Here is a 23,236-nt window from a genome sequence, read left to right as displayed (position 1 = left end):
TTACTCTCCCAGGTGAGCTAACAAAGAATCCAGCCGCTGCTTTAACTCCGCCACTTCGCTTTCCAGCGCTTCGACGCGCGACTGAAGATCGCCCGACGCACTTTCCGGCGCAGACGTCTGGAGAGACAGGTCATCGACGTCGCCGCAAAAAAGGTGCATATAGCGGCTTTCGCGCTTACCCGGTTCACGCGCCAGACGGACGACATACGGGCCGTCCTCACGGCTGGCAAGCCGTTCCAGCGTGGATTCAACTTCCGCCATATCGCTGAATTCATGCATCCGCGACGCCCGGCTACGCAACTCGCCGGGCGTTTGCGCGCCGCGCAGCAGCAGCGTAGTGACGAGCGCCACTTCCGCCGCGCTAAGTTTCAGATCGCCAAATTCGGAATTACAGAAGCGCTGTTCATATTTGGTGACGCGGTTGCCAAACCCGCTGACCGTGCGTAAGAAATGGCGTTTCACCAGGTTATCGAGCTGTTCTTGTACCTCTTGTTCCGTCAGGTTCATCACCGGTTCACGGTTGGTTTTCTGATTACAGGCTGTCACCACCCCGTTGACGGAAAGCGGATACTGTTCCGGCGTTGTCACCTGCTTTTCCAGCAGACAGCCAATCACTCGCGCTTCAGTGGCGGTTAATTCATATTTCATCGTTTTCTCCCTTTGCCTCTCATTCCGTAAGCCGCTCAACGCCCCGGCGTCCATAACGGCGTGGTTAACGCCGTCAGGACATGGTCGCGCCATTGTCCATCGATCAACAGGTAATCTTTCGCATAGCCTTCTTTTTCAAAACCAAGCCGCGCCAGCAACGCGCCGCTACGTTTGTTGTGCGGCATATAATTCGCCATGATACGGTGGATATGCTGAGTGCGCTGCATATAGCGAATCGCAGCGGTTAGGGCTTCAAACATCAGCCCTTGCCCCTGCCACTTTTGCGCAATGGAATAGCCCAGATAACAGGCATGAAAAGAACCGCGCACCACATTGGAAAAATTCGCCACGCCGATAATTTCTTTTTCTTCCGGATCAAGCAGCGCGAAATAGAAGGCGGAGCCCTGTTTGTGAAATTCACCGATCATTCCCAGACGCGCCTGCCATCCTGAAGGATAACAATGACTTTCATCACGGACCGGTTCCCAGGGTTTTAAAAAATGACGATTTTCCGCGTAATAATCGGCCAGACGCCAGGCATCACGCTCATGCACTAAACGTACCACCAGACGATCGGTGGTTAAGCGCACTTTTGGCACGTTACTACGATAGCCAAACATTCTATACCTACTCCTTCCTGTAACGTCTTCAGCACGCCAGTAACATTACTATACCTGCGCAACCAGGCTCTGTGAAAAGCGCAAATCGTCATTTTTTGAATTGCTGCCACATTTTGATGAAAACTCTCGATTAAAAAGGACTTTTGATAAAAAAATATTGTCCCGCTAACGGTAGGAAAAAACGAAACGCCGCCGCAGAATAGAAGACGCTCATCTTTTATTTCCCGGGAGGGGAAATGTCGCGCGTCTCGCAGGCGAGGAACCTGGGTAAATATTTTCTTCTCATCGATAACATGTTGGTGGTGCTGGGTTTTTTCGTCGTATTCCCGCTCATCTCTATTCGCTTTGTCGATCAAATGGGGTGGGCTGCCGTAATGGTAGGGATCGCGCTCGGCCTGCGCCAGTTTATTCAACAAGGTCTGGGCATTTTTGGCGGCGCCATCGCCGATCGCTTTGGCGCGAAACCGATGATTGTCACCGGTATGCTGATGCGCGCCGCAGGCTTTGCCACCATGGGTATCGCGCATGAGCCCTGGCTCTTGTGGTTTTCCTGCTTTCTTTCCGGTCTCGGCGGTACGCTTTTTGACCCGCCGCGCTCAGCGCTGGTGGTCAAATTAATTCGTCCGGAGCAACGGGGCCGCTTCTTCTCTCTGTTGATGATGCAGGACAGCGCGGGCGCGGTGATTGGCGCGCTACTGGGAAGCTGGTTGCTACAATACGATTTTCGCCTGGTCTGCGCGACGGGCGCTATTTTGTTCATATTATGCGCCCTTTTCAACGCATGGCTGCTTCCGGCCTGGAAGCTATCAACGGTCAGAACGCCGGTGCGTGAAGGAATGCGCCGCGTCATGAGCGATAAAAGGTTTGTCACCTACGTGCTGACGCTGGCGGGCTACTATATGCTGGCGGTACAGGTCATGTTAATGCTGCCGATTATGGTAAACGATATCGCCGGTTCGCCTGCTGCCGTGAAATGGATGTACGCTATAGAGGCGTGTCTCTCGCTGACGTTGCTCTACCCGATTGCCCGCTGGAGCGAAAAGCGTTTTCGGCTAGAGCATCGGCTGATGGCCGGTTTGCTCGTCATGTCGCTGAGCATGATCCCCATCGGGATGGTGGGCAATTTACAGCAGCTTTTTACGCTTATTTGCGCTTTCTACATCGGCTCGGTTATCGCCGAACCGGCGCGCGAAACGCTCAGCGCGTCGCTCGCGGACGCGAGGGCGCGGGGAAGCTATATGGGCTTTAGCCGTCTGGGATTAGCCATTGGCGGCGCGATTGGTTATATCGGCGGCGGCTGGTTGTTTGATATGGGTAAAGCGCTTGCGCAGCCTGAACTACCGTGGATGATGCTCGGTATTGTCGGCTTTATCACCTTTTTGGCTTTAGGCTGGCAGTTTAGTCATAAACGCACGCCGCGCCGGATGCTGGAACCCGACGCCTGATTTGATACCTGTCGCTATCTCCTCCATACTGGTCAGGAACCGACAGTCAAATGGAGGAGAAACGTGAAGCTTTATATTTACGATCATTGCCCTTTCTGCGTTAAAGCCCGCATGATTTTCGGCCTGAAGAACATCCCCGTTGAACTTAACGTGTTACAAAATGACGACGAGGCGACGCCCACCCGGATGATTGGTCAAAAGATGGTACCCATCCTGCAAAAAGATGATAGTCGCTACCTTCCTGAAAGTATGGATATTGTACATTATGTCGACAACCTCGACGGCAAACCGCTGTTAACCGAGAAACGCAATCCAGCCATTGAAGAGTGGTTGCGCAAAGTTAACGGTTACGTTAATCAGCTACTGCTGCCGCGATTTGCAAAATCCGCTTTCGATGAATTTTCTACCCCTGCGGCACGCCAGTATTTTATCCGCAAAAAAGAAGCCTCATCTGGCAGTTTTGACAACCATCTTGCGCACTCTGCCGGACTGATTAAAAAGATCGGCGATGATTTACGTTTGCTGGATAAACTCATCGTACAGCCTAACGCCGTTAACGGCGAATTATCGGAAGATGATATTCATCTGTTTCCGCTTCTGCGTAATCTGACGCTGGTCGCCGGTATTCACTGGCCGACAAAAGTCGCGGACTATCGCGATAATATGGCAAAGCAGACGCAAATTAATTTACTCTCCTCAATGGCTATCTAACGCCCGCCAGGCGGCAACCCTTTCTTGCCGCCTTTTTCAGCTTTTTCTAGTGGCGCCATGTCCGCTGGCGCGACATGCTGCTTTGTGTCAAGATTAGGGCACAGGCAACATGCTAAGGAACGCCATGAAAAAGTTTTTTTTTGCCGCTGCGCTGGTAGTTAGCGGCCTGTTAGTGGGTTGTAATCAACTTACGCAATACACCATTAGCGAACAAGAAATCAATCAAGCGCTTGAAAAACGGAATAATTTCTCAAAAGATATTGGTCTGCCCGGCATTGCCGACGCGCATATCGTATTGACTAACCTTGCCAGCCAGATTGGTCGGGAAGAGCCTAATAAAGTCACCCTTACTGGCGATGCCAGGCTGGATATGAATTCCCTGTTTGGCAGTCAAAAAGCGACGATGAAACTCAAGCTAAAAGCCCTGCCGGTCTTTGATAAAGAAAAAGGCGCCATCTATCTTCAGGAGATGGAAGTAGTAGACGCCACCGTGACGCCGGAGAAAATGCAATCGGTGCTACAAACGCTCCTGCCTTATTTAAATCAGTCTTTACGTAGCTACTTTAACCAGCGGCCCGCTTACGTGTTGCGTGAGGACAGTAGTAAAGGCGAAGCGTTAGCGAAGAAACTCGCGAAAGGCATTGAAGTTAAACCTGGTGAAATCGTTATTCCTTTCACCAATTGATTTCGGAGGGCGCGCTCGCGCCTTTTTTTACGTGCAAACGAAAACGTTTCCGCTTATCCTTTGTTTCCGGCAAAAAGACTATTCCTCAGCCGGAGCTTATTAATGACTGCACCATCCCAGGTTTTAAAGATCCGCCGCCCGGACGACTGGCACGTTCACCTTCGCGATGGCGACATGTTAAAAACGGTCGTACCCTATACCAGCGAAATTTATGGTCGCGCTATCGTGATGCCGAACCTGGCGTCCCCCATCACGACCGTTGATGCAGCGATCGCCTACCGCCAGCGTATTCTCGATGCGGTGCCCGCCGGGCATGATTTCACGCCGTTAATGACCTGCTATTTAACGGATTCGCTCGATGCCGATGAACTGGAGCGTGGTTTCCATGAAGGCGTGTTTACTGCGGCTAAGCTTTACCCGGCCAATGCCACCACTAACTCCAGTCATGGCGTAACGTCAGTCGACGCTATCATGCCGGTACTGGAGCGGATGGAAAAACTCGGAATGCCATTGCTGGTCCACGGTGAGGTGACCCATGCGGAGGTTGATATCTTCGATCGTGAAGCGCGTTTTATCGACACCGTAATGGAACCGCTACGCCAGCGTCTGACCGCGCTTAAAGTGGTCTTTGAGCACATCACGACCAAAGATGCCGCGCAGTATGTACGTGACGGCAACGACAACCTGGCGGCTACCATTACGCCTCAACATTTAATGTTTAACCGTAATGATATGCTGGTCGGCGGCATTCGTCCTCACCTGTACTGTCTGCCGATTCTGAAACGCAATATTCACCAGCAGGCGTTACGCGACCTGGTCGCCAGTGGTTTTACGCGCGCCTTCCTGGGGACGGATTCAGCGCCGCATTCACGTCATCGTAAAGAGACCAGTTGCGGCTGCGCCGGTTGTTTCAACGCCCCCTCCGCCCTTGGCAGTTATGCCGCCGTGTTTGAGGAAATGAACGCGCTGGCGCACTTTGAAGCGTTCTGTTCACTGAATGGCCCGCAATTCTATGGCCTGCCGGTGAATACGGGGTGGGTGGAACTGGTTCGCGATGAACAACAGGTACCGGAAAATATCGCGCTGGCTGATGATTCGCTGGTGCCTTTTTTAGCGGGTGAAACAGTACGCTGGTCAGTAAAAAAATAAAAAATGCGCTTACCTGTTGCTATATATTGGATTTAACTGTATATATATCCAGTATATTCAACAGGGGGCCATTATGCGTATTGAAGTCACTATAGCCAAAACGTCACCTCTGCCTGCCGGTGCGATTGATGCGCTGGCGGGCGAACTCTCCCGTCGTATTAGCCATCATTTTCCTGAGAACTTGGGTAACGTCACCGTGCGTTACGCTACCGCCAACAACTTGTCCGTCATTGGCGCATCAAAAGAGGACAAAGAACGCATTAGCGAGATTCTCCAGGAGACCTGGGAGAGTGCTGATGACTGGTTCATCAATGAATAAAAAATGATATGCAGTGATGTATGTTTGCCGGGTCGCCCCGGCTTTTTTATTTGCGCAACTGATGAATATTTCGCCTGACCCTCAAAATAATTGCACAACATCCTAAAAAAATATGAATGAACTGCCGCTTTATTGTTCATATAATTCTTAAAAAGAGAAATTTATCCTCCGGTCTCTTTAAAAACGCAGTGAATAGCCTTATTAATTGGTATACTGAAGTTGCTTCAGAAGAAAAACACGCATTGAACCTCGAGAACCGTTGTCTTATAACACGTACCAGGGGGGCATGATGGAAAAGAATAATGAAGTCATTCAGACCCATCCGCTTGTAGGATGGGACATCAGCACCGTCGATAGCTATGATGCGCTGATGCTGCGTTTGCACTACCAGACCCCAAATCGTCCGGAACCGGAAGGGACTGAAGTTGGTCAAACGCTCTGGTTAACAACAGATGTAGCCAGGCAATTTATTTCAATATTAGAAGCCGGCATCGCCAAAATAGAATCAGGCGATTACCAGGAAAACGAGTATCGTCGCCATTAGCGTGACGCGCTCCCCCTCTCTCAGGCACCGTAAGGTGCCTCACTTATTTCTGGCTTGTATATCTCAGCGCAGTTATTTACCCTGAAATCATCGCGATAGCAGAGAGAAGCTGATGAAATACGACCTTATTATTATCGGCAGCGGTTCGGTTGGCGCCGCCGCTGGTTATTACGCCACCCGCGCCGGGCTAAAGGTCCTGATGACCGATGCGCATATGCCGCCTCATCAACAGGGCAGCCACCACGGCGATACCCGACTTATCCGCCACGCTTATGGTGAAGGCGAAAAATATGTCCCGCTGGTGCTTCGCGCCCAGACGCTTTGGGATGAACTCTCCACACACAATGAAGAGCCTATTTTTGTCCGCTCTGGCGTCGTTAACCTCGGCCCGGCCGATTCCGCTTTCTTAGCCAACGTCGCACGAAGCGCGCAACAGTGGCAATTGAACGTCGAGCGCCTGGACGCGACGGCCCTCATGACGCGCTGGCCGGAAATTCGCGTGCCCGATAATTATATCGGGCTGTTTGAAGCTGACTCCGGTTTCCTGCGCAGCGAATTAGCCATTACCACATGGCTTCGTCTGGCCCGAGAGGCTGGCTGCGCACAGCTATTCAACAGCCCGGTAAGCCATATTCACCATGATGATAACGGTGTGACGATAGAGACGAGTGAAGGCAGCTACCACGCCAGCAAGGCGCTGATTAGCGCGGGCACCTGGGTAAAAGCGCTGGTACCGGAGCTGCCCGTTCAGCCCGTACGTAAAGTTTTTGCCTGGTTTAAGGCGGATGGACGTTACAGCACTAAAAACCGCTTTCCGGCCTTTACCGGCGAAATGCCCAACGGCGATCAATATTACGGCTTCCCGGCGGAGAACGACGAGTTAAAAATCGGCAAACACAATGGCGGACAGCTAATACAGGCTCCGGAAGAGCGCAAGCCCTTTGCCGCCGTTGCCAGCGATGGCGCGGAAGCATTTCCTTTCCTGCGTAACGTACTGCCGGGTATCGGCGGTTGTTTACATGGGGCGGCATGTACCTATGATAATTCGCCGGACGAGGATTTTATTATCGATACGCTGCCTGGCCATGAGAACACGCTTGTCATCACTGGACTCAGCGGACATGGTTTTAAATTCGCCCCGGTGTTAGGAGAAATCGCTGCGGATTTTGCGTTGGGAAAAACATCCTCCTTTGATCTGACGCCGTTCCGGCTTTCCCGTTTTAGCCAATAATTTGTCGGCCCCGTAAAGGGGCTGTTTATTAAGGTAACCTATGCGCCGTCTCTTTCATTTTCTGATGAATAATATTCGCGAACATTTCATGCTTTACGTTATTCTTTGGTCGCTGTTGGCGGTGATGGATATTGTTTATCTCCTTTTCTTCTGATTGCTTTTCATTGACGTTAACTGACACTTCCTGAAAATTCCTCACTTTTTATTTCATAATGTTGAAGCACGGTAATAATGCCAGTTCCTGCCGTTGCGCGGTTATCAGGGGGAAATATCTCGAAACTTCTGAAGCTGAACCGCAAACAACATCAAAATTATTGAAATAAAAATAAATATCATTCAAATTCTTATTTATAAGTTGCATTCGGCGCTTTTCCACGCCATTTTCATTCTCTCGTGAAATATTCATTGGTGTGTTTATGCAATTTAAAAATACTCCACAGCGTTATGGCGTGGTTTCCGCCGCGCTCCACTGGCTGACCGCCCTGGTGGTCTATGGCATGTTTGCGTTGGGTTTATGGATGGTCACGCTCAGTTATTACGACGGCTGGTATCACCAGGCACCGGAAATACATAAAAGTATTGGCATATTACTGATGATGGCGCTGATCGTGCGTATTATCTGGCGGCTTTATTCGCCACCGCCCGTTGCGCTGGCCAGCTATTCCCGTTTAACGCGCGCTGGCGCCGCCGCGGGTCATCTCCTCCTGTATCTCCTGCTCTTTGCGATAATCATTAGCGGCTACCTGATTTCCACCGCCGATGGTAAACCGATTAGCGTCTTTGGCTGGTTTGAGATTCCGGCCACGCTTATGGACGCGGGCGCGCAGGCTGACATCGCCGGAACGCTGCATCTGTGGTTTGCCTGGTCGCTGGTCATTATCTCGCTCTCGCATGGGGTTATGGCGCTAAAACACCATTTCATCGATAAAGACGACACACTGAAACGTATGACAGGAATGTCGTCATCTGACTATGGAGCTCAAAAATGAAAAAAAACCTGCTGGGATTCACCCTCGCATCCTTGTTATTCACGACCGGTTCCGCCGTGGCGGCGGAGTATAAAATTGATAAAGAAGGCCAACATGCGTTCGTCAATTTCCGCATCCAGCATCTGGGCTACAGCTGGCTATACGGCACCTTTAAAGATTTCGACGGCACGTTCACTTTTGACGAAAAAAATCCGTCGGCAGACAAAGTGAATGTGACCATTAACACCAATAGCGTCGACACTAACCATGCAGAACGTGACAAACACCTGCGTAGCGCGGAATTTCTTAATGTTGCGAAATTCCCGCAGGCAACCTTCACCTCTACCAGCGTGAAAAAAGAGGGCGATGAACTGGATATTACCGGCAATCTGACGCTCAATGGCGTGACTAAACCGGTGACGCTGGAAGCGAAGCTGATGGGTCAGGGCGACGATCCGTGGGGCGGTAAGCGCGCGGGCTTTGAGGCCGAAGGAAAAATTAAGCTGAAGGATTTCAATATAACTACCGATCTCGGCCCGGCATCACAAGAGGTTGAGCTTATAATCTCAGTAGAAGGCGTTCAGCAGAAGTAACGCCTAGCGAAATGCCGGATAGCGGCCTTTACGCCGCTATCCGGCAAAATATTACTCAGCTGGATCGGGAATGCTCAGTTTGCTATTAAGCCGACCACGCGATTTATTAAAAATTTTATTGCCGTTTTCGCGACCCGCGCGACGTCGGCGCTGTTCTTCCTCCGGCAAGGCCAACTCTTCACAGCATTGTTCACTACAGCAGCCGTTAAATTTACTGGCGCACTGCGGACACTGGATAAACAGCAGATGGCAACCGTCGTTTTTGCAGTTGGTATGGCTATCGCAGGGCGCGCCGCACTGATGGCAATGCGCGATAACCTCATCCGAGATTCGTTCGCCCATTCGCTCATCAAATACAAAGTTTTTGCCGATAAAGCGAACGGGAAGCCCCTGCTCGCGCGCGCGACGGGCGTACTCAATGATGCCACCCTCAATATGCCAGACTTTATTGAAACCGTTGTGTTTCATCCAGGCGCTGGCTTTCTCACAACGAATACCGCCGGTACAGTACATCACTATCTTTTTATCTGCATGTTCCCGCAGCATTTCAACCGCTTTTGGCAACTGTTCACGAAACGTATCCGCCGGAATTTCCAAAGCATTTTCGAAATGGCCGACTTCATACTCATAGTGGTTGCGCATATCAATAAAGACCGCATCAGGATCGTCCAGCATCGCATTCACATCTGCCGCCTTCAGATAATCGCCGACATTACTGGCGTCAAAAGTCGGATCGTCAATACCGTCAGCAACGATACGGTCGCGAACTTTCATACGCAGCACCCAAAATGACTTTCCGTCATCCTCCAGCGCAATATTTAAACGCAGCCCGTCCAGCGCGGGGTCGAACGTATAAAGCTGTTGACGAAACGTCTCGAGCTTGCTTTGCGGCACGCTGATTTGCGCATTGATGCCTTCATGCGCCAGGTAAACGCGACCAAAAACATCCAACGCCGTAAATACCTGATACAACGCGTCCCGCGTCTGTTGCGGCGAGGCGATAGTGAAATATTTATAAAAAGAAATTGTCGTACGCGGCTCGCTTTCCGCCAGCATTTTGGCTTTCAGCTCGTCATTAGAGATGCGGTTGTGTAACACTGGCATGGTGTACGTATCCTGCAATCAGCAAAAAATAAAGTGGGCAGGCATGATAAGGCAAGTCTCGCCAATTTACATCCACACATTTTGCGCTACATTTCCTGCTTTACACTAAATAATTAACAACAATTGTCGATTTAATCGCCACTCTCCTGCTACATATTTTTGCTCAACGCAAAAAGATGCGAGAATACGGGGAATTGTTCGTTGAAAGACAGGATAGAAATGACGAAGTTGCCTAAGTTCTCCGTGGCCTTACTGCACCCGCGCTATTGGTTAACCTGGTTGGGTATAGGCGCGCTTTGGTTGGTCGTGCAACTCCCTTACCCGGTCATCTATAAATTGGGTTGCGCATTGGGCCACCTGGCGCGACGCGTAATGAAACGCCGCGCGAAAATCGCCTATCGCAACCTTGAATTATGCTTTCCGGAAATGACCGCGCAGGAACGCCACACCATGGTGGTCAAAAACTTTGAATCCGTCGGTATGGGCGTGATGGAAACCGGCATGGCCTGGTTCTGGCCCGATCGGCGAGTGAACCGCTGGATGGAAGCGAGCGGTCTGGAGCATATCCGTGAAGTTAAGGCGCAGGGGCTGGGGTTCATTCTGGTAGGAATACATTTTCTTACCCTTGAGTTTGGCGCCCGCATGTTTGGTATGCATAACCCGGGGATCGGGGTTTATCGCCCGAATGATAATCCGTTGCTCGACTGGTTACAGACCTGGGGACGCTTACGCTCCAATAAATCGATGTTGGATCGCAAAGATCTGAAAGGCATGGTTAAGGCATTGAAAAGCGGCGAATTGATCTGGTATGCGCCGGATCACGATTATGGCCCACGCGCCAGCGTTTTTGTACCATTATTTGCCGTCGACCAGGCCGCCACGACCTCCGGTACCTGGATGCTCGCGCGCATGTCTAAAGCCTGTATTATCCCCTTCGTGCCTCGCCGTAAACCCGATGGGAAAGGCTACGAACTGATCATTCTTCCTGCGGAATATTCGCCTCCGCTGGAGAGCGCAGAAGCGACTGCCGCATGGATGAATAAGATTGTTGAGCAGTGCATTATGATGGCGCCAGAGCAGTATATGTGGCTGCATCGCCGCTTTAAAACTCGCCCTGAAGGCGTACCGTCGCGCTATTGACAGGATTGCAGCCGTCAGGCTGCAATTTTTCCCCTCTTTTAGCTTTAAAAGCTCCCCACATTGCGAGGCTGGTAAGGTCGGCGCATAATTATAATTAGTACGCTCATAATTAAATTGATGATAGCGCAAACCGCGCATCATACTGTGGAACGCTATGTCACCCTCTGATGTCCCCATAAACTGGAAACGCAATCTAACCGTTACCTGGCTGGGCTGTTTTTTAACCGGCGCGGCATTCAGTCTGGTCATGCCTTTTCTCCCTCTCTACGTTGAGCAACTCGGCGTAACAGGCCATAGCGCGCTCAACATGTGGTCCGGGCTGGTCTTTAGTATTACGTTCCTCTTTTCAGCTATCGCTTCCCCTTTTTGGGGCGGTCTGGCGGATCGTAAAGGGCGTAAGATCATGCTGTTGCGTTCCGCTCTCGGCATGGCCATTGTCATGCTGTTAATGGGCATGGCGCAAAATATCTGGCAATTTCTGATCCTCCGCGCGTTATTAGGCCTGCTGGGCGGATTTATTCCCAACGCCAATGCGCTCATCGCCACTCAAGTGCCGCGCCATAAAAGCGGCTGGGCGTTAGGGACGCTCTCTACTGGCGGCGTCAGCGGCGCTCTGCTTGGCCCACTTGCGGGCGGTCTGCTCGCCGACCATTACGGCCTTCGCCCGGTCTTTTTTATTACCGCCAGCGTTTTGTTTATCTGTTTTCTGCTCACCTTCTTTTTTATTCGCGAGAATTTCCTGCCGGTGAGCAAAAAAGAGATGCTTCACGTTCGGGAAGTGGTCGCCTCGTTAAAAAATCCCCGCCTGGTGTTAAGCCTGTTTGTCACCACGCTGATTATTCAGGTGGCGACGGGGTCTATTGCGCCCATCCTGACGCTCTATGTGCGCGAACTCGCGGGAAATGTCAGTAATATTGCGTTCATTAGCGGGATGATAGCGTCCGTTCCCGGCGTGGCGGCATTACTTAGCGCCCCCCGGCTCGGCAAGCTTGGCGACAGAATTGGCCCGGAAAAGATCCTTATCGTCGCGCTGATTATTTCCGTACTGCTGCTGATTCCAATGTCTTTTGTGCAAACGCCATGGCAGCTCGCGCTATTGCGGTTTCTGCTTGGCGCGGCGGATGGCGCGCTGCTGCCAGCCGTTCAAACTCTGCTGGTTTACAACTCTACCAACCAGATAGCCGGGCGCATATTCAGTTACAACCAATCTTTCCGCGATATCGGCAACGTCACCGGCCCTCTCATGGGCGCCGCAATTTCCGCGAGCTATGGCTTCCGCGCCGTATTCTGCGTCACGGCAGGCGTGGTGTTGTTCAATGCTATCTATTCATGGAACAGCTTACGACGGCGCAGACTGGCAATAGAATGATTTTTGCGCTTTCATACTTGCAATATCACAGAATCAGCTATTCTTTCCCTAAATACCTCGTCAAATCAAAGGGAGACACTGATGACCATGTATGCCACGCTGGAAGAAGCTATCGATGCAGCCCGGGAAGAATTTCTGGCTGACCATCCAGGCCTCGAACAAGATGAAGCGAATGTGCAGCAGTTCAACGTTCAGAAATATGTACTGCAGGATGGGGACATTATGTGGCAGGTCGAATTTTTCGCCGATGAAGGTGAAGATGGCGAATGTCTGCCGATGCTGAGTGGTGAAGCCGCGCAGAGCGTGTTTGACGGCGATTATGATGAGATAGAGATCCGCCAGGAGTGGCAGGAAGAGAATACCTTGCATGAATGGGATGAAGGGGAATTCCAGCTTGAACCCCCGCTTGATACCGAGGAAGGCCGTACTGCGGCAGACGAATGGGATGAGCGTTAATTACTCATAAGGCCCGTGGTGAATATCGAGCGGCAGCAGCAATGTATCGAAGATCAGTGAGAAGGGCAGATCGAGGATAGTGATATAGCGCCATGCGGAATCACGCATATCCCACTGCACGCCAGGGTAATACTGGTTGCCGTGTCCTTGTCCGGGGATCGTTCTGCTGATAATACTGCCGCAGCCGCTCAGGGTAATCACCATTATGCTCACCGCGAATATACGCACCTGATACCTCATTTCACTATAAAAATACCGGCATCACGCCGGTATTTTTCACCTCACTCCAGACCTTATCCCGCTGACGATGTTCGCCCCTGCAACGCCTGCGGATTCAGGACGAGAGACTGATAATGGTTTACCCAGGAAGAGTATCTCTCTGGCGCATTCCAGACCCGATAGTGTAAACGCGCCATCGTCACCGGATCGCTGAGCAAAACCAGACGCCGATCGCGGTTCAGTTTCTCCGGCGTTTCGTTTAGCGCCTGCTCCACATGGCGATCGCGGGCTATTTCCAGCACCTTACTGGCGCGGTGACGCGCAGTGGCCATCGCGGTCGCCAGCGCATTAAGCGACGGGTTAAATACCGCATGCATAAAGCCATCGTCCAGAATACGGCGGCGATTCATCTCCAGATATTTATCGGTATCGACCAACACCTGAGGCGGCGAATACTCTTCCGGGATCAGGAACAGCTTCCAGCGTTTGGTGCGTAATCCTACCGTTGAACGACTGGAGATCACCGAAACAAATGGCGACAGAATCAGCGAAAAGACAATCGGCGCCAGCCAGAACAGAAAGCGTAAATCCAGCCACGCCATACCCACCGCCCAGACCAGCCCCAGCAACAGTTGAGAGCCGTGACGCATAAAGGCTTCTCCCCACGGCGTAGAATCATCGTCGCGTTGCGGTGAGTTCCAGACCACTTCCCAGCCGAGGAACGCGCTGACCACAAACACGGTATGAAACAGCATACGCACCGGCGCCAGCAACACGGAGAACAGCACTTCCAGCAACAGCGACAGCGTAACGCGCCAGAAACCGCCATACTCTTTGGTGCCTTTACACCAGATCAGCATAATACTGAGCAGCTTCGGCAGGAACAGCAGCACCATCGTTGATGCAAACAGCGCGATTGCCAGTTCCGGACGCCACTGCGGCCAGACCGGAAAAAGCTGGCGCGGCTGAAGGAAATATTGCGGCTCTGTTAACGCATGAACGACCTGCAGCGCGGTAGAAAGCGCGAGGAACATAAACCATAACGGCGCCGACAGGTATGACATTACCCCGGTCAGGAACACGGCGCGATGCACCGGGTGCATTCCTTTCACCAGGAACAGACGAAAGTTCATCAGGTTGCCGTGACACCAGCGGCGGTCGCGTTTAAGCTCATCCAGCAGGTTTGGCGGCAGCTCTTCATAGGAGCCGGGGAGATCGTAGGCAATCCAGACGCCCCACCCTGCCCGACGCATTAGCGCCGCCTCCACAAAGTCGTGGGAAAGAATCGATCCGGCGAACGAACCTTCTCCCGGCAGCGGCGCCAGAGCGCAATGCTCGATAAACGGCTTCACGCGGATAATGGCATTGTGCCCCCAGTAGTGCGACTCCCCCAGCTGCCAGAAGTGCAGCCCGGCGGTAAACAGCGGTCCATAAACACGGGTCGCGAACTGTTGGCAGCGGGCATACAGAGTATCCATTCCCGACGCTTTCGGCGAAGACTGGATAATCCCGGCGTTTGGATTCGCTTCCATCAGGCGCACCAGACCACTCAGACACTCGCCGCTCATCACTGAGTCCGCGTCCAGCACCACCATATAGCTGTACTGATTGCCCCAGCGGCGGCAAAAATCGTCAATATTGCCGCTTTTGCGTTTCATACGGCGGCGGCGACGACGGTAAAAAATTTGGCCTTCGCCCTGCACTTCCGCGATGAGCTCCATCCACGCCTTTTGCTCCGCCACGCAGATATCCGGGTTATAACTGTCGCTAAGGATATAGACGTCAAAATGCGCGGCGTTGCCTGTGGCTTTAACGGACTCCCAAGTCGCGCGCAGACCGGCGAAAACGCGGCTAACATCTTCATTACAGATAGGCATGATCAGCGCCGTCCGGTGTTCCGGATTGAGGGGCTCATCGCCAACCGTAGACGCGGAGATGCTGTACTTATCGCGCCCGATAAGCAGTTGCAGGAAGCCCATCAGCGCCGTCCAGAATCCGGCTGACACCCAGCAGAACAGCACGGCAAACAGAATCAGGATACCGGTTTGCAGCATGTAGGGCAGGAGCTGCATAAAAGAGACCCAAATATCCTGCCCCACCATATCCATAGGATTGATGAGCGCCCATCCCTGATAAGGCAGAATGGTCTTCATATACCAGGTCGCGACGACGGTTTGCGCCAGAGTCAAAATTAACAAAATATAGCGGCGTATAGTGCCGACGGTACGCCATTTTTGCTCGCTCGCCTGCTCTTCTTTTGTCAGACGAGAAACATAGCGCGGCGTTACATCCCGCCCACGCAGACGATCCCAGAAACGGCCAACCGGGTTGGTTCGCCAGGGATCGGGAAACATCGAAGAGCGCGTCGCTTTTGGCATAGCCTGCAACTGATCGCGCCCTTCATCATCTTTAATTAACTGCCCCTTCGCCAATGAATCCGGCCAGGCGTGTTCAAGGCGGGCTTTTACGGAACCCTGCGGTGAATCGTCTTCTCGCGAGTAAGTCCGATGCTCGGCATCCAGCGCCTGATGCACGGCGCGGATGTCAGTTTTCGGCAATGCCGCTTTCTCACGTTCAGAAAGCAGCAGTGCGTCAATATACTCAGTTGTTTTATTCATTGGCAGGTAACTGGTAGCTCCAGGTTTCACTTAGCGTCTGATCGGCATTCACCAATGCGGCACGCATTTCCGTGGTTTTCTTCGCGTCTTTGACTTTCACGCGCAGCATTAAACGCCAGCCTTTAGTGACTGGGTTATAGCGTACATTACTGTCAACGATTTCACCGTTATCGCCAATGCTGGTTTGCGCAGCGACAGGCGTATCCGGCGGCAGTTTTTTCATGTCGGCGCCAACGAAATCCACCACAAAGGCAATAGTGCCGTCGGGCTGGCGAATCAGATTAGACTGTTTAACGTCGCCCGTTGAGCGGCGTGTTTGCAGCACCCAAGCATTATCCGGCGCATGAAGTTTATCTTCATCGCGGCTGAAGGTCAGAGTGTACTTGAAGTTCATCTCTTTACCCGGTTCCGGCAGTTGATCCGGAGTCCAGTAAGCGACGATGTTATCGTTGGTTTCATCATTGGTCGGAATTTCAACCAGTTCAACCTTACCTTTGCCCCAGTCGCCTTTCGGGGTAATCCAGGCGCTTGGACGCAGGTCGTAGCGATCGTCTAAATCTTCAAAGCGCGAGAACTCGCGACCACGCTGCAACAGGCCGAATCCCTGAGGGTTTTCCATTGCATAGCTGCTCACAGCGAGGTGTTTTGGATTGTTCAGCGGACGCCAAATCCACTCGCCATTACCCGCATGAATGGATAAGCCGTTCGAGTCATGCAGTTCCGGACGATAGTTGGTCGTCGGCGACGGCTGGTTTGGCCCAAACAGGAACATACTGGTTAATGGCGCAACGCCCAGCTTGCCCACTTTATCGCGCAGATAGACTTTTGACTGCACGTCCACCACGGTATCGCGGCCAGGAATGATCACAAAACGGTAAGCGCCGGTCGCGCGCGGAGAATCCAGTAATGCATAGACGGTCAAACGCTTATCGGTGGGTTTTGGACGCTCAATCCAGAACTCGCGAAAGCGGGGAAACTCTTCACCAGATGGTAAGGCGGTATCAATCGCCAGGCCGCGCGCAGATAAGCCATATACCTGGCCTGCGCCGATAACGCGGAAATAGCTGGCGCCAAGCATACTGACGATTTCGTCGTTCTTATCTTTACTGTTGATGGGGTACAGAACTTTGAACCCGGCGAAGCCTAAATCTTTTACCGTGTCTTTATCGTGCTGAACATTGCCAAAATTGAAGTAATCCGGGCTGTATTTGATTCTTTTGACCGTCGTCGCCGTCACTTCGTTAATCTTGACCGGCGTATCGAAGTACATCCCCTGATGGTAAAATTCGAGCTTAAAAGGGGTCTTTAAGTTGTTCCAGTAGGCTTTATCGCTGTTAAACTGGATCTGCTGATAATCCGCATATTTCATGTCGCGGAAAACGGAGGGCAAGTTGCTTTTAGGCGCCTCATAGCCTTTCCCGGCTAAAGATTGAGCTTGTTTTGCCACGTCATCAATACTGAACGCCCAGCTCGATGATGCGTAGAGCGTTAACATAATAGCTGCGCCCAACCAACGCATTTTCATCATTTGTCGTTTATGTTTCATAATAAGTAAGCACTTCCCCCTTTGTGTGCTTATATCGATCCGATCCATTTTAATGGATAATCAGGCATTACGACAACTGAATCCAGGCTTTGTTCAGCGCGCTGGCTCATGGATTAAGCACCTCCCGCGCCTGTTTTCACTTTGCGTGCTTATCCTGGAGACAGGTTGTCGGAGTTGGTGTAGGGTTGCTACCGAATGTAACTATAATTCGCCTTATGGATAAGGTGAAAAATCTGAGAATACGTGACCTTATATGAGCTCTGTACCCGCGCCGCGTGAATATTTTCTTGACTCTATCCGCGCATGGCTGATGTTGTTAGGGATTCCCTTTCATATCTCGTTGATCTATTCCACTCACAGTTGGCATGTCAATAGCGCCACGCCATCATGGTGGCTAACCCTGTTTAACGATTTTATCCACGCTTTTCGTATGCAGGTGTTTTTTGTTATTTCTGGTTATTTTTCGTACATGTTGTTTTTACGTTATCCGTTAAAACGCTGGTGGAAAGTACGGGTAGAACGTGTGGGTATTCCTATGCTTACCGCAATCCCTTTGCTTACCTTGCCGCAATTTATCCTGTTGCAATATGTCAAAGAGAAAACAGAGAACTGGCCTACACTCTCTGCCTATGAAAAATATAATACGTTAGCGTGGGAACTCATTTCACATCTGTGGTTTTTACTGGTGCTGGTGATATTAACCACAGTCAGCATCGGGATTTTTACCTGGTTCCAAAAAAGGCAGGAAACAAGCAAGCCTCGTCCCGCCGCTATTTCACTGGCCAGGCTTTCGCTTATTTTTTTCCTGCTGGGGATGGCTTACGCCGCTATCAGGCGCATTATTTTCATCGTATATCCGGCAATCCTCAGTGACGGCATGTTCAATTTTATTGTGATGCAAACGCTATTTTATGTGCCGTTTTTTATTCTCGGCGCGCTGGCCTTCATTCACCCCGATCTGAAAGCGCGCTTCACCACGCCCTCACGCGGATGCACTTTAGGCGCTGCCGTTGCTTTTATCGCGTATCTGCTGAATCAACGTTATGGGAGCGGCGACGCCTGGATGTACGAAACCGAATCCGTGATTACGATGGTAATGGGGCTGTGGATGGTGAACGTGGTATTCTCACTGGGGCATCGCTTGTTAAACTTCCAGTCCGCGCGCGTCACCTATTTCGTGAATGCTTCGCTGTTTATTTATCTGGTGCATCATCCCTTAACGCTTTTCTTTGGCGCGTATATTACGCCGCATATCTCCTCCAACCTGATCGGGTTCTTGTGCGGGCTGATATTTGTTATGGGTATTGCGTTAATTCTGTATGAAATTCATTTACGCATCCCGCTCCTGAAATTTCTCTTTTCAGGTAAACCGCCGGTAAAACAAGAAAGCCGCGCCGCGATCGGGTAGTTTTCCGCGCGCGGGTTCACAGCAACCATTCCACAGGTAAAATTGCCGCCAACCGTACCAGAACTCGCTGCCAGAAACGCGTAGCGGGTTCTTTCTTTAACACCTTTTCCTCTTCTTGCTGACGATCGATCCAGTTAATTCGTCCCCAGCGATCCAGCCGCAGTTGCCAGGCCGCATCGCGTTGGCTCTGCGTAAAACGCTTATGAATAAGCGTCGCCAGCGTTTCACTTTCAATGACAAAGCCCATTTCGGTATTTAAAAGCGTTGAACGGGGATCAAAATTAAGCGACCCGATAAACACCTTACTACCATCAATACTGAACGTTTTAGCATGTAAGCTGGAACCTGAGTTCCCGGTGAGTCCGCGATCATGTACGGCGGTTTCATGTTCGCGGGTCGGTTTCAGTTCGTAGAGCTCCACGCCATAGCGCAGTAATTTCTTGCGCCAGCGCGCGTACCCTGCGTGAACGACCGCCACATCGTTGGCCGCCAGAGAGTTAGTTAAGATGGCGATCTTCACGCCTTTCCTGACCAGATTAAGCAACTGCGCCACGCCTGCGCGCGTAGGGACAAAGTAAGCGGAAATAATGTCGATACGCTCCGTCGGCGACCCCATCACGTCAAATAATCGCTGCGGAAGAAGCGAATGGCGCTGCGCCTTCCCCTCGCCTTTAGAAGGGTCATCGCTAAGCAAGCGTGTTTTTGCCCAAATCAGCGGCAACGTTCCGCGATCGAGATCCGCCATAAACTGGCTGGTTTCCAGCTTATGCAGATAACGGCGGGTGATCTCATCGTTATACCAGGATTCGGGAAGTTCGATACGCTGCGTCAGTTCCTGCTCAGAAAGGGATAATACTTGCTGCAATGTCGACACTGAACTACAGCGCCAGTAACGTTCAAAATCATTGGCGACATCATTGACCACCGGGCCAATGGCCATCACGTCCAGATCGGAAAATAGCGGCTCCTCGCCAGCGCCGAAATAGGCATCGCCGATGTTGCGCCCACCGACCAGCGTCACTACGCCGTCGGCAGTGTAACTTTTATTGTGCATCCGCCGATTCAGCCGCGCAAAATCCGTCAAATATCCCAGCGCGCGTAGCGTACGAAAAGAGAAAGGATTAAACAGACGAACTTCGATATTAGGATGGCTATCCAGAAAGCGCAACGTATCATCCAGACCAGGCGTATTGTTATCATCCAGCAGCAGACGAACATGAACGCCGCGCTTCGCCGCCGACAGCAGTACCGAAAAGAGCAGCCGCCCGGACATATCGTCTTCCCAAATATAATACTGCACATCCAGCGTCCGCGCCGCCATTTCAGTCAGGCGGTAGCGGGCGGCAAAAGCGTCCAGACTGTTATCCAGCGCCAGAATGCCGCACTCTCCGGGATGGCGCGCGCATAGCGGTTCAACGGCACGCTCCAGGCGTGTTTTATCAGGCAGGGTCGTCGCCTTGCTGAGTAAGTAATCTTGCGTAAAGCCGGGCAGTTTCTTCATCATAACAGACAAAGTATACTTGTTCAGGCAGAGCGTAACGGGTAATAAAATCTGAAACCGTCCTGACGGCGATCTCAGCGGCCTGGGCGCGTGGATAGCCATAAACGCCGGTACTGATTGCCGGAAAAGCGATGGAACGAAAGTGATTCGCCTCGGCAAGCAGCAAACAATTCCGGTATGCCTCTTCGAGTAGCTCAGCTTCCTGGTGTTCGCCGCCTCGCCAGACGGGCCCCACTGTGTGAATAACCGCCTTTGCCGAAAGCTTGCCAGCAGGCGTGATAACCGCATGTCCCGTCTGACATTCGCCCTGTTGCTGGCGGATGAGTTTACAGGCGTCCAGCAATGCCGGCCCCGCCGCGCGATGAATCGCGCCGTCTACGCCGCCGCCGCCCATTAATGATGCGTTAGCGGCATTCACAATCGCATCGACGCTAAGTTGAGTGATATCACCCTGTATGACCTGAAGACGTGATGTCATAATCCCCCCCTTTGTCTCACCTTATCTGCAAAGTGTACAGCAGGGCTTTCAACAGAGTCGCTCTTTTTATATCTATGACACCGCCGTTAACGATACTCAATATTCATCACCGCCAGGCTTTTTTGCGCATCGAGATAATGCAGCCGAACCGTCGCAATGGACTGAATATCCTGCGGTAATCCAGATGCCTGCCGAAGGTCAATCCGGTGCATTTGCTTTTTACCTTCGCGTAGGCAGGTTAAATCAATATTTTCGGCGTGAGTAGAAATATCGCACAGTGGCTCAACAATCGCGCCGCGAAAATGGATAACGCCGCCCTGTACCGTTTGTTGCCCTACCGCAGAATGGATAAAAAAAGCGCAGATACACAGGCCTATGCCAGGGATATTTTTCTTGATTACGGACATGTTAACTCCTCAATGATTAGTCATCCTCGAGGGTTCGGCGTTACCTTTTAGCGACATGCCGAGACGATGAGACGCTTTTATCGCCTCTTTATACCCAGGTCAGCCAATCCATTTCCGCCACCATCAAAAACTACTGTGCAGAAGGCGGCCATTGTTGTGATAAATGCAGTGATTGTCCGTCCGAAACAGTAACAATAATTTTAACCGAGTCCTCTGAAGATATATTTACACTAAGACGAGACAACTCAATCGGTTGATTAGCAGGTAAAGATAGCGTTTGTTTTTGCTGTGTATGGCTTTGTCCCCCGACGCCGTCGCGCACAGAGAGAATTTGCACCTGACAGACGCAGGGTTCGTTTAATGTGACCTGAGGGATCACCGTGTAAATATCGCCTTGCTGAGTCGTGGTAAACGTAATCTGATTTGAAAGTGCGGCAAGGAGCAATAAAGTATGCATAATTTCCTCCCGAAAAAAAACAGGGCTTATGCCCTGTTTTTTTATTAGCGCAGACGCTAAATTAATACTGGTTAGCCGTGGCGTTGTTGCCAAAACCAACCTGACGCACCATTACGCTGGAATCAGATGCGGTCTGATTAACCAGCGCGGCGTTATTACCGCCGTATTGACCGACAGTAATATCGGAGTTTTTAGCGTTCCACTGGTCGATGGTGGCATTGTTTCTGAAACCATTCTGAGTCAGTTCAATAGTACTGTTATCCGCACCCTGGCCTACATCGGCGCCGTTACCATAACCGCTCTGGGTAATAGTCGTTTCAGATTTACGGGCATCGCTTTGCAGAGCAAGCGCAGCGTTAGCGGAACCGTACTGATAAATGCTCAACGTGGAATCCGGGCCGGAACTATTGCCGCCGCCGTTATGATTACCGCCGCCGCCCCATTGTGGAACGACGCCAGCCAGAGCACTGCCAGAAACTACGATTGCTGCGAATGCTGCCACTTTTAAAAGTTTCATGGTAAAACCCCCATCGGATTGATTTAAAAGTCGTAACGGTATTAGCGTTGGGTGACGCGAATAGCCATATGCGACTGTTTCTGCACTACAACTGCTGTTTTCTGCGTACCGTACTGGGTAATATTGGCCTTATTTCCAGAACCTTTCTGGATAATAGCCGCACTATTACCGTAAGCGCTTTGCGATATACTGGCATCGTTGGCATTGCCCGTTTGCTCAATATACGCAAAGTTATAATTCCCTGCCTGGTCGACTTTCGCCCGATTATTTCCTCCTTCTTGTGAAATAACGGACAATAGTTTTGATCCTTCCTGGCGTACTCTGGCACTATTATCCGTGCCGACTTGACCAATAATGGCCGCCTGATTAAATGAAGACTTGCTTAATTCATTTACCGCAAAATTATACTCTGAACGAGCCAGATCATAATTTGTCGCGGTTGCAATCCCAGGCGCACCCAGTATTGTCAACATCATAAATAACAATTTGTTTTTCATGCTGTCACCCTGGACCTGGTCGTACATAGCGAAAACTATCTATTACCTTGTTAGCGACATGCGTTTTTTGTTAACGCGTCGTTACGATGAAGAGTATGTCCGTGGAAACATTTTTAATAACTCACCCACGCGTGGTATTTTGTTATTTAAGCTCATACCAAAGTGCTAATAAAACGATAGCCATGTGATTTTTTATAATTGATTTTTGGCCACAGAAGAGAGTGTATCGCGCCCCCAAAAAATGAAGTGTTGGTGTGTGTTATGCCGCCATGGGGATGTTCTTATGCTTCCCATGGGGGGCAATACGCACAAGACGTGACACACTTCGTTTTTTTTGTCTTTGTGCTGTCCAGGTTAATGCCACGTCTCAAATTTTAAGAAAAAATAAAATCAAAACATGACATACAATAATTAAAATGATTAAAAATCAATGGATTATTATAATTTGTATGATTTTTTAAATCTATGCAATAACAGCGAAATGTACAACTTTACTATCAATTCTAAACTTCAAAAAAACCCAAAAACAACATTTTAATATATATTTTTACATCTTGTTACAAGTTTAACACTTGCTTTAAGATTTGTAATGGCTAGATTGAAAAC

26 protein-coding genes are annotated in these 23,236 nt (G+C 50.9%); 14 read left to right on the top strand and 12 right to left on the bottom strand.

The window, feature by feature from the left end; translation table 11 throughout:
* Nucleotides 1-648, bottom strand: a complete 648-nt coding sequence (locus tag ACLD4F_RS00825; RefSeq protein ID WP_183060571.1) for a YceH family protein — start codon at nucleotides 646-648, stop codon at nucleotides 1-3.
* A gap of 35 nt (nucleotides 649-683) precedes the next feature.
* The gene (gene rimJ / locus ACLD4F_RS00820; protein ID WP_000468204.1) at nucleotides 684-1,268 is read right to left on the bottom strand and encodes a ribosomal protein S5-alanine N-acetyltransferase; all 585 of its coding nucleotides are present in this window, start codon (nucleotides 1,266-1,268) and stop codon (nucleotides 684-686) included.
* A 236-nt stretch (nucleotides 1,269-1,504) separates the two neighbouring features.
* Between rimJ and mdtH the strand changes: the two genes are divergently transcribed.
* From mdtH to ACLD4F_RS00770, 10 genes are all read left to right on the top strand, one after another.
* Entirely contained in the window at nucleotides 1,505-2,713 is a 1,209-nt protein-coding gene (mdtH, locus tag ACLD4F_RS00815; RefSeq protein WP_411010632.1) for a multidrug efflux MFS transporter MdtH, read from the top strand.
* A gap of 63 nt (nucleotides 2,714-2,776) precedes the next feature.
* On the top strand, nucleotides 2,777-3,424 hold the full coding sequence (gene grxB, locus ACLD4F_RS00810) for a glutaredoxin 2 (protein ID WP_411010631.1): 648 nt from the start codon (nucleotides 2,777-2,779) through the stop codon (nucleotides 3,422-3,424).
* A gap of 124 nt (nucleotides 3,425-3,548) precedes the next feature.
* A complete protein-coding gene (locus ACLD4F_RS00805) occupies nucleotides 3,549-4,109 on the top strand; it encodes a lipoprotein (RefSeq protein ID WP_000713054.1) in 561 nt (186 codons plus the stop codon).
* 102 nt (nucleotides 4,110-4,211) lie between these two features.
* A complete protein-coding gene (gene pyrC / locus ACLD4F_RS00800; protein WP_023219170.1) occupies nucleotides 4,212-5,258 on the top strand; it encodes a dihydroorotase in 1,047 nt (348 codons plus the stop codon).
* Between the two features lie 73 nt (nucleotides 5,259-5,331).
* Nucleotides 5,332-5,577: a DNA damage-inducible protein I gene (gene dinI / locus ACLD4F_RS00795; RefSeq protein ID WP_001217763.1), complete on the top strand. Its 246-nt coding sequence runs from the start codon at nucleotides 5,332-5,334 to the stop codon at nucleotides 5,575-5,577.
* A gap of 289 nt (nucleotides 5,578-5,866) precedes the next feature.
* Entirely contained in the window at nucleotides 5,867-6,121 is a 255-nt protein-coding gene (gene bssS, locus ACLD4F_RS00790) for a biofilm formation regulator BssS (RefSeq protein ID WP_000414441.1), read from the top strand.
* 112 nt (nucleotides 6,122-6,233) lie between these two features.
* The gene (solA, locus tag ACLD4F_RS00785) at nucleotides 6,234-7,352 is read left to right on the top strand and encodes an N-methyl-L-tryptophan oxidase (RefSeq protein WP_024798075.1); all 1,119 of its coding nucleotides are present in this window, start codon (nucleotides 6,234-6,236) and stop codon (nucleotides 7,350-7,352) included.
* Nucleotides 7,353-7,392: 40 nt separating this feature from the next.
* Nucleotides 7,393-7,506 (top strand): YceO family protein, encoded by a 114-nt coding sequence (locus ACLD4F_RS00780; protein WP_001253282.1) that lies wholly within the window; start codon nucleotides 7,393-7,395, stop codon nucleotides 7,504-7,506.
* Between the two features lie 262 nt (nucleotides 7,507-7,768).
* Entirely contained in the window at nucleotides 7,769-8,341 is a 573-nt protein-coding gene (locus ACLD4F_RS00775) for a cytochrome b (RefSeq protein WP_183060579.1), read from the top strand.
* Nucleotides 8,338-8,913: a YceI family protein gene (locus ACLD4F_RS00770; protein ID WP_000739886.1), complete on the top strand. Its 576-nt coding sequence runs from the start codon at nucleotides 8,338-8,340 to the stop codon at nucleotides 8,911-8,913. Before ACLD4F_RS00775 ends, ACLD4F_RS00770 begins: the two co-directional genes overlap by 4 nt.
* Nucleotides 8,914-8,964: 51 nt before the next feature.
* On the opposite strand, the gene ACLD4F_RS00765 is transcribed toward ACLD4F_RS00770, so the two are convergent.
* Complete coding sequence (locus ACLD4F_RS00765) at nucleotides 8,965-10,017, bottom strand: rhodanese-related sulfurtransferase (protein WP_001144629.1); 1,053 nt, start codon at nucleotides 10,015-10,017, stop codon at nucleotides 8,965-8,967.
* A gap of 219 nt (nucleotides 10,018-10,236) precedes the next feature.
* Between ACLD4F_RS00765 and ACLD4F_RS00760 the strand changes: the two genes are divergently transcribed.
* From ACLD4F_RS00760 to ACLD4F_RS00750, 3 genes are all read left to right on the top strand, one after another.
* Nucleotides 10,237-11,157, top strand: coding sequence for a Kdo(2)-lipid IV(A) acyltransferase (locus tag ACLD4F_RS00760; protein WP_000163977.1), 921 nt, complete (start codon nucleotides 10,237-10,239; stop codon nucleotides 11,155-11,157).
* 154 nt (nucleotides 11,158-11,311) lie between these two features.
* A complete protein-coding gene (gene mdtG, locus ACLD4F_RS00755) occupies nucleotides 11,312-12,526 on the top strand; it encodes a multidrug efflux MFS transporter MdtG (RefSeq protein WP_000075053.1) in 1,215 nt (404 codons plus the stop codon).
* 81 nt (nucleotides 12,527-12,607) lie between these two features.
* On the top strand, nucleotides 12,608-12,982 hold the full coding sequence (locus ACLD4F_RS00750; RefSeq protein WP_000180050.1) for a MysB family protein: 375 nt from the start codon (nucleotides 12,608-12,610) through the stop codon (nucleotides 12,980-12,982).
* Here the strand turns inward: ACLD4F_RS00750 and ACLD4F_RS00745 are convergent, their stop codons facing one another.
* The 3 genes from ACLD4F_RS00745 to mdoG all read right to left on the bottom strand — a co-directional run bounded on the left by ACLD4F_RS00745 (nucleotide 12,983) and on the right by mdoG (nucleotide 17,347).
* Nucleotides 12,983-13,210, bottom strand: a complete 228-nt coding sequence (locus ACLD4F_RS00745) for a YceK/YidQ family lipoprotein (RefSeq protein WP_001217832.1) — start codon at nucleotides 13,208-13,210, stop codon at nucleotides 12,983-12,985.
* A 65-nt stretch (nucleotides 13,211-13,275) separates the two neighbouring features.
* On the bottom strand, nucleotides 13,276-15,819 hold the full coding sequence (mdoH, locus tag ACLD4F_RS00740; RefSeq protein WP_001044609.1) for a glucans biosynthesis glucosyltransferase MdoH: 2,544 nt from the start codon (nucleotides 15,817-15,819) through the stop codon (nucleotides 13,276-13,278).
* On the bottom strand, nucleotides 15,812-17,347 hold the full coding sequence (mdoG, locus tag ACLD4F_RS00735) for a glucans biosynthesis protein MdoG (protein ID WP_001562609.1): 1,536 nt from the start codon (nucleotides 17,345-17,347) through the stop codon (nucleotides 15,812-15,814). Before mdoG ends, mdoH begins: the two co-directional genes overlap by 8 nt.
* Nucleotides 17,348-17,618: 271 nt before the next feature.
* On the opposite strand from mdoG, the gene mdoC reads away from it, so the two are divergent.
* Nucleotides 17,619-18,773 carry a glucans biosynthesis protein MdoC gene (mdoC, locus tag ACLD4F_RS00730; protein ID WP_000100069.1) on the top strand — a complete coding sequence of 385 codons (1,155 nt, stop codon included), beginning with the start codon at nucleotides 17,619-17,621 and terminating at the stop codon, nucleotides 18,771-18,773.
* 16 nt (nucleotides 18,774-18,789) lie between these two features.
* Here the strand turns inward: mdoC and ACLD4F_RS00725 are convergent, their stop codons facing one another.
* From ACLD4F_RS00725 to csgB, 6 genes are all read right to left on the bottom strand, one after another.
* Nucleotides 18,790-20,277, bottom strand: a complete 1,488-nt coding sequence (locus ACLD4F_RS00725) for a phospholipase D family protein (RefSeq protein ID WP_411010630.1) — start codon at nucleotides 20,275-20,277, stop codon at nucleotides 18,790-18,792.
* A complete protein-coding gene (gene ymdB / locus ACLD4F_RS00720; RefSeq protein WP_000203941.1) occupies nucleotides 20,213-20,752 on the bottom strand; it encodes an O-acetyl-ADP-ribose deacetylase in 540 nt (179 codons plus the stop codon). The genes ACLD4F_RS00725 and ymdB overlap by 65 nt, the downstream gene beginning before the upstream one ends.
* Nucleotides 20,753-20,838: 86 nt before the next feature.
* Nucleotides 20,839-21,159, bottom strand: coding sequence for a type 1 fimbrial protein (locus ACLD4F_RS00715; RefSeq protein WP_000111257.1), 321 nt, complete (start codon nucleotides 21,157-21,159; stop codon nucleotides 20,839-20,841).
* 130 nt (nucleotides 21,160-21,289) lie between these two features.
* Nucleotides 21,290-21,616 (bottom strand): curli assembly chaperone CsgC, encoded by a 327-nt coding sequence (gene csgC / locus ACLD4F_RS00710; protein WP_000557256.1) that lies wholly within the window; start codon nucleotides 21,614-21,616, stop codon nucleotides 21,290-21,292.
* Between the two features lie 61 nt (nucleotides 21,617-21,677).
* A complete protein-coding gene (csgA, locus tag ACLD4F_RS00705) occupies nucleotides 21,678-22,133 on the bottom strand; it encodes a curli major subunit CsgA (protein ID WP_000771416.1) in 456 nt (151 codons plus the stop codon).
* A 41-nt stretch (nucleotides 22,134-22,174) separates the two neighbouring features.
* The gene (gene csgB / locus ACLD4F_RS00700; protein WP_000791655.1) at nucleotides 22,175-22,630 is read right to left on the bottom strand and encodes a curli minor subunit CsgB; all 456 of its coding nucleotides are present in this window, start codon (nucleotides 22,628-22,630) and stop codon (nucleotides 22,175-22,177) included.
* Nucleotides 22,631-23,236 lie beyond the last annotated feature (606 nt).

The sequence above is a fragment of the Salmonella sp. 741265050_HSA genome, from assembly GCF_046569445.1.
Classification (GTDB): Bacteria; Pseudomonadota; Gammaproteobacteria; order Enterobacterales; family Enterobacteriaceae; genus Salmonella; species Salmonella enterica.
This window is presented reverse-complemented; position numbering and strand designations above follow the sequence as displayed.

Coding starts and splice junctions, on each gene's coding strand:
- ACLD4F_RS00825 (WP_183060571.1), bottom strand. CDS start 648: ATGAAATATGAATTAACCGCCACTGAAGCGCGAGTGATTGGCTGTCTG.
- rimJ (WP_000468204.1), bottom strand. CDS start 1,268: ATGTTTGGCTATCGTAGTAACGTGCCAAAAGTGCGCTTAACCACCGAT.
- mdtH (WP_411010632.1), top strand. CDS start 1,505: ATGTCGCGCGTCTCGCAGGCGAGGAACCTGGGTAAATATTTTCTTCTC.
- ACLD4F_RS00805 (WP_000713054.1), top strand. CDS start 3,549: ATGAAAAAGTTTTTTTTTGCCGCTGCGCTGGTAGTTAGCGGCCTGTTA.
- pyrC (WP_023219170.1), top strand. CDS start 4,212: ATGACTGCACCATCCCAGGTTTTAAAGATCCGCCGCCCGGACGACTGG.
- dinI (WP_001217763.1), top strand. CDS start 5,332: ATGCGTATTGAAGTCACTATAGCCAAAACGTCACCTCTGCCTGCCGGT.
- bssS (WP_000414441.1), top strand. CDS start 5,867: ATGGAAAAGAATAATGAAGTCATTCAGACCCATCCGCTTGTAGGATGG.
- solA (WP_024798075.1), top strand. CDS start 6,234: ATGAAATACGACCTTATTATTATCGGCAGCGGTTCGGTTGGCGCCGCC.
- ACLD4F_RS00780 (WP_001253282.1), top strand. CDS start 7,393: ATGCGCCGTCTCTTTCATTTTCTGATGAATAATATTCGCGAACATTTC.
- ACLD4F_RS00775 (WP_183060579.1), top strand. CDS start 7,769: ATGCAATTTAAAAATACTCCACAGCGTTATGGCGTGGTTTCCGCCGCG.
- ACLD4F_RS00770 (WP_000739886.1), top strand. CDS start 8,338: ATGAAAAAAAACCTGCTGGGATTCACCCTCGCATCCTTGTTATTCACG.
- ACLD4F_RS00765 (WP_001144629.1), bottom strand. CDS start 10,017: ATGCCAGTGTTACACAACCGCATCTCTAATGACGAGCTGAAAGCCAAA.
- ACLD4F_RS00760 (WP_000163977.1), top strand. CDS start 10,237: ATGACGAAGTTGCCTAAGTTCTCCGTGGCCTTACTGCACCCGCGCTAT.
- mdtG (WP_000075053.1), top strand. CDS start 11,312: ATGTCACCCTCTGATGTCCCCATAAACTGGAAACGCAATCTAACCGTT.
- ACLD4F_RS00750 (WP_000180050.1), top strand. CDS start 12,608: ATGACCATGTATGCCACGCTGGAAGAAGCTATCGATGCAGCCCGGGAA.
- mdoH (WP_001044609.1), bottom strand. CDS start 15,819: ATGAATAAAACAACTGAGTATATTGACGCACTGCTGCTTTCTGAACGT.
- mdoG (WP_001562609.1), bottom strand. CDS start 17,347: ATGATGAAAATGCGTTGGTTGGGCGCAGCTATTATGTTAACGCTCTAC.
- mdoC (WP_000100069.1), top strand. CDS start 17,619: ATGAGCTCTGTACCCGCGCCGCGTGAATATTTTCTTGACTCTATCCGC.
- ACLD4F_RS00725 (WP_411010630.1), bottom strand. CDS start 20,277: ATGATGAAGAAACTGCCCGGCTTTACGCAAGATTACTTACTCAGCAAG.
- ymdB (WP_000203941.1), bottom strand. CDS start 20,752: ATGACATCACGTCTTCAGGTCATACAGGGTGATATCACTCAACTTAGC.
- ACLD4F_RS00715 (WP_000111257.1), bottom strand. CDS start 21,159: ATGTCCGTAATCAAGAAAAATATCCCTGGCATAGGCCTGTGTATCTGC.
- csgC (WP_000557256.1), bottom strand. CDS start 21,616: ATGCATACTTTATTGCTCCTTGCCGCACTTTCAAATCAGATTACGTTT.
- csgA (WP_000771416.1), bottom strand. CDS start 22,133: ATGAAACTTTTAAAAGTGGCAGCATTCGCAGCAATCGTAGTTTCTGGC.
- csgB (WP_000791655.1), bottom strand. CDS start 22,630: ATGAAAAACAAATTGTTATTTATGATGTTGACAATACTGGGTGCGCCT.